Annotated in this window: 5 protein-coding genes, 1 tRNA gene and 1 pseudogene; 3 read left to right on the top strand and 4 right to left on the bottom strand. The window is 41.6% G+C overall.

The annotated features are described in order from the left end of the window. The 4 genes and pseudogenes from B8880_RS14715 to B8880_RS11200 all read right to left on the bottom strand — a co-directional run. Nucleotides 1-898, bottom strand: a pseudogene (locus tag B8880_RS14715) (hypothetical protein); the annotation flags it as partial. After that, the gene (locus B8880_RS11210; RefSeq protein ID WP_084257685.1) at nt 859-1,545 is read right to left on the bottom strand and encodes a phage antirepressor KilAC domain-containing protein; all 687 of its coding nucleotides are present in this window, start codon (nt 1,543-1,545) and stop codon (nt 859-861) included. The gene B8880_RS11210 and the pseudogene B8880_RS14715, both read right to left, overlap by 40 nt. 63 nt (nt 1,546-1,608) lie before the next feature. Further along, nucleotides 1,609-2,055, bottom strand: a complete 447-nt coding sequence (locus B8880_RS11205; protein ID WP_084257684.1) for a phage regulatory CII family protein — start codon at nt 2,053-2,055, stop codon at nt 1,609-1,611. A gap of 48 nt (nt 2,056-2,103) precedes the next feature. Next, nucleotides 2,104-2,313, bottom strand: a complete 210-nt coding sequence (locus tag B8880_RS11200; protein ID WP_084257683.1) for a helix-turn-helix transcriptional regulator — start codon at nt 2,311-2,313, stop codon at nt 2,104-2,106. A gap of 134 nt (nt 2,314-2,447) precedes the next feature. Here B8880_RS11200 and B8880_RS11195 point away from each other — a divergent pair, with 134 nt between their 5' ends. The 3 genes from B8880_RS11195 to B8880_RS14875 all read left to right on the top strand — a co-directional run. Beyond that, a complete protein-coding gene (locus B8880_RS11195) occupies nt 2,448-3,116 on the top strand; it encodes a LexA family protein (protein WP_084257682.1) in 669 nt (222 codons plus the stop codon). Nucleotides 3,117-4,097: 981 nt separating this feature from the next. Then, a tRNA-Met gene (locus B8880_RS11190) sits at nt 4,098-4,174 on the top strand. Between the two features lie 213 nt (nt 4,175-4,387). Beyond that, a partial coding sequence (locus B8880_RS14875) for a DUF7666 domain-containing protein (protein WP_418889035.1) occupies nt 4,388-4,509 on the top strand: 122 nt, incomplete at its 3' end.

Raw genomic sequence — 4,509 nt, 5'->3', positions numbered from 1 at the left:
CCAACTCCTTTGCCACGTCTTGCGGGATTGTAATTACCTCACCGACTAAATCATCACAGTTGCTCATAAAATCGAATGGATTATCATCCCAGCCAATCTTGCTAGGCGTTGATTTCGATTTGCGCTTGGCTTCAAGTTGATTCCACTTTTCTCGCAACTTAGACGGGCTAAGTACATTTGCCGCCCAGAAGCTATCTTGATTTGCCCACTGAAACAATTCGCAAATTTCACGGTGCGTTCGCCCGTCTCGTTCTCGAATCAGTCGAATATCCCTTGCCCACGAATCGAATGTTGGTTGCTTTGCGGTGGGGATGAGTTTTTTCACTAAGCCGAAAATCCACTGTGCGCATTTCAAATCATCATCAGAGAATTTTACTTTCCGCTTTGTGGGCGTTGCTGCTTGCAGCGACGATGTGTTTTTATTATTTATATATTTATTATTTATATATTTATCTGTCGGATTGAGATCCGAGCCTTTTCGGATTGAGATCCGAGTATCGTCGGATTGTAATCCGACCTCCGGATTGAAATCCGAGCTTTTCGAAGGAGTAAACGAGTTCCATTCTTTGCCTTTTTCAGTTAAGCAAATCAGGTCTTTTTCGTCATATTTGATATATTCAATTAACCCTTTTTCGGCGAACTCTTTAAAAGCGCGGTAAACGGTATCTTCTTTTTTGTATGCTAAAGGCAGCTGCTCAACCACCATTGAGCGAGATACCCAGTACAGTGTTTTACCGTCCACATAATGCGCCTGCGCCCAAGATGACGCCTGATTTAACAAATCGAATAGCGCACCCTGCGAAAGTGTCGTAAATTCCCATTCGAGACATTTTTGATTATTGATGTGTGTAGTAAATCTCATGCCATCAACTCCGAAGCGTAACGCGATGCAATCCATTGGATACCCTTTCCGGTTACGCGAGTTTGAGTGAAATTATGTCCGTGATCAGTAGTCCCCGTTTTTACTGTAAACAGCCCTTTTGATAACTTATCCGCATATGGCAAAAGATTATCTGACTGTCTAAATAAGGCCTTATTATCAATTAGTTTGGCGATCATCGCCTTTTCTGACATTCTTAAAATCTTCGCAGTTTCACGCAATGATTTACTGGTCCCGACATCAACATATTGATCAACAAAATCCGCCTTTGGCTTCATCTGTAAATTTTCCAACTGCAAGCGTTCCTTTTCTTCCTCCGCCTGAATCACCATTAATGCCAGCTCTTTGCGAGATGGGGTAAGTGCGGTTGATTGTTGTCGGTAGTTTTCTAGTTCTTGCCAACGATCCACCACCGCCGCCGTAAATTCAGGTGACAGTCGAGCAACAATCACTAAGCTGTCTCGCTTGTCTGATAAAAATTCGGTATATTCCTGATTGTTTTGTGAATGAACATAGTTCTGGGGTCTCGTATTTTTTAGGACACCCCCTGCAATCAATTCACGAATGAGTTTTAAAACATTGTCATGACGTTTTTCACACAATTCCGCAATCTCACGACTGCTCATCGTTAAATTGTTGTTGCTTATTACTGCAATATTGTTCATAATTACCTCGCTTATATAGTTTTTTTAAAAACAGTGATTAACCACCGCTCCAACGGTGGTTTTTTATTGCCCTAATTCCAGCTTCAAGCAGATCGCTTTTTCGATCAGCAATTCCACCGCTTCCGAGATTTCCAAGCGCTCTTTCCTTGACAAATCACGCCCGAAATCCGATTCCGGCTGTACTGCGTTTTTAATCCGCTCGCCGACTTGGCCACACTTTGCTGAAATGTCTAAAAAGTGCTGCACCACATCGGCACAACTGCCGTCACAATTCGGTGTGGGTACGATAACGTGATCGATTTGCCGCGCGATTGCGGAAACGGTCTTCTTGCTCTGCGTCATACCAATCAATGTTACGGCGTCCGTAAAGCCGAGTTTGTTTTGCTCGATATTCACGTTCAGCTCGTTTGATAAAATCCGCTCAGACTTGCCAAGATCTAACGCCAACGCCGTTATGCCGCCGCTACTATTCTTGCAATCCAAGTGCAAAATTTGCTGTATGTGCTTCATGAAAAATCCTTGTTTTTCTTGAATATTTTTTCTGCTGTCGTTGGTAAATTAATTACCAGACGGCGGAAATACACGATCGATGGTGACCGTTGCCCCTAATTTGTTTAATGCCGCAACAATTTTCCGGCAATCGCGCAATGAAGGCACTCGTAATCCATTCTCATAGTTAGCAACACGCGGTTGTCCAAATCCTAACTCGTTAGCGAGCTGAATTTGAGTTACACCAATATCGCCTCTAATTTTTGCAATATTATTCATCAAATATCCTTTTTTGTGATTTACATAAACGCCATTAAATCACTTTTTGTGATTTTAGGCAATCCTATTATGTGATTTTGATTTATTTCATTGCGTGATATTATTTTAATAAGCGCTTAATTGAGGGATTTGTCATGAGTTTGCTATCCGAAAGAATTAAATTATTTAGAAATACGTTAAGTCTCAAACAGAAAGAATTAGCAGAATTATGTGAAAAAATAGATGATAGAGAAAATCGCACAAAGTGGGGGCAGTCTAGAATTGCAAACTACGAAACGGACGCAAGAACACCGGATTTAGACGATATAGCTGTTATTGCAAAAGCGCTAAAGGTAGATCCTGCTGAATTAGCATTTGGCGGGGATAATGTAATTCCTGCTACATTAGGTTCACACAGTGTTCCTCTGATCAGCCATGTACAGGCAGGAACATGGACGGGGATAAATGATCTTAAAGATACCATCGGGGATTATGAATATATCCTGACAGGCCTAGAAGTTTCCGAGGATTCGTTTGCCTTGACAATCAAAGGAGATTCAATGGAGCCTGAATTTTATGAGGGTGATATTGTTATCGTTGATCCAAATATAAAACCAATCGCCGGTGAATTTGTTGTCGCAGTAAATGGTGAATATGAGGCCACATTTAAAAAATATCGTGTTGTCGGTACAGACGATCTGTGGCGTGAACAGTTTGAATTAGTGCCTCTTAACTCAGATTATCCAGTTAAATCATCACTAAATGAAGAAATTCGGATAGTTGGCACGATGGTTGAACACCGCAGCTATCGCCGGAAGCGGTGAGTAGGACGTGCTATTGCAATAAAGCACTTGAGCAGCTTAAGGATAAACCGCTTTTAACCTAATAAAACGCCAAGCCCCTCATACAGGGGCTTTTTCTTGCCCAAGATTCACACCAACCACCCTTGATCAAAAACCACAAAAGCGCCGGCTAAAAAGTCCAATATCACTCCTTTTGATACTGGGAACCGTGGGGCTCAGGTGGATCTTAAATTGAATAAAAATCAATATAAGCCATTGATTTTATTAAATAGGCACCACGATCCTATAAACCCCAAAAATAACATCGAAAGGAGTGAAATGTGCAGTGATCAAAAATCGTCATGCCCCCCAAAAAAAATAGCTCAGCCGAACTTTCTCTGTGACACAGCTCACAAAACCAGCGATCAAGCAAAATTTTTTCAAACTATTTTTCTTTTGAAATCATAAAATTATCACAATATGTGATTTTTATTTAATAAAAAAATCACATATTGTGTTGACAATAAAATCACAATTTGTGATAATCAACCCATACCAACGAGATACAGCGAAACGCAACATCTCACCGCTCTTTAACATTGCTGGACTCATGCGAGATATAAGTTATCGGCTGATTTAAGTCGAGTAACCCCCAAGCAGAAAACTGTGCGTATTGTAGCGAAAAGAGGCGCTACTACGATCAAGGGCAGCGCTGCTTATATCCCAAGGAAATCCCGAAGTATGCGGATTGAGACCTGTCGGGGGCAAGGCGAACGCCCCACGGACTTGTAATAAAAAACCTTAGCCAACGCAAGACGAGATAGACGTACTTATCTTTGATGTCTTGGCTAATACTAAAGCCTCTATCTAGCCAATAGAGGGGAATCCTGAGTTAGTCAGCTCAAGGAATTTCAACTAGCGGATTGGCATACCGCAAATTCAGCAAGAGTCTGATGTTATGACATGCGAATGACAAGCAAAGATGACATCAGCCCTAGCCTGCGGGGGCATGCAGGCACTTTTGGCCGTTTAGCTTAATTGGTAAAAGCGGACGATTCATAATCGTAGGATAGCAGGTTCAAATCCTGTGGCGGCCACCATCGCAAACCGTATTTACAAAGAACCGATTTTCAATCTCAAGAGACGAATGCGAAAGCAAAGACCCGATTCAGTGCGAATTAAGGGAAATGTGAAAAGTGCGGTTTGTGATGGTAGAGAGAAACCACCTGCCGAGTGGCTAAATCGGATTCCTTTTGTTGAGCTATTTGCCCTCGAAAGAGGGCTTTTTTTACACGAAATTAGAGACAAATATCATGAGCAAGAATGAAATTATCGCATACAAAGGATTTAACAAGGATTTGCAATGTCGAGATTACCAATATGAAATCGGCAAAACTTTTAAACATAAAGGTAAGGTTGAGGCTTGCGAATCGGG

This window comes from Pasteurella testudinis DSM 23072 (assembly GCF_900176075.1).
GTDB classification, from domain to species: domain Bacteria; phylum Pseudomonadota; class Gammaproteobacteria; order Enterobacterales; family Pasteurellaceae; genus Chelonobacter; species Chelonobacter testudinis.
Note: the sequence above shows the minus strand (reverse complement) of the source record. Positions and strands in the feature narration are given on the sequence as shown.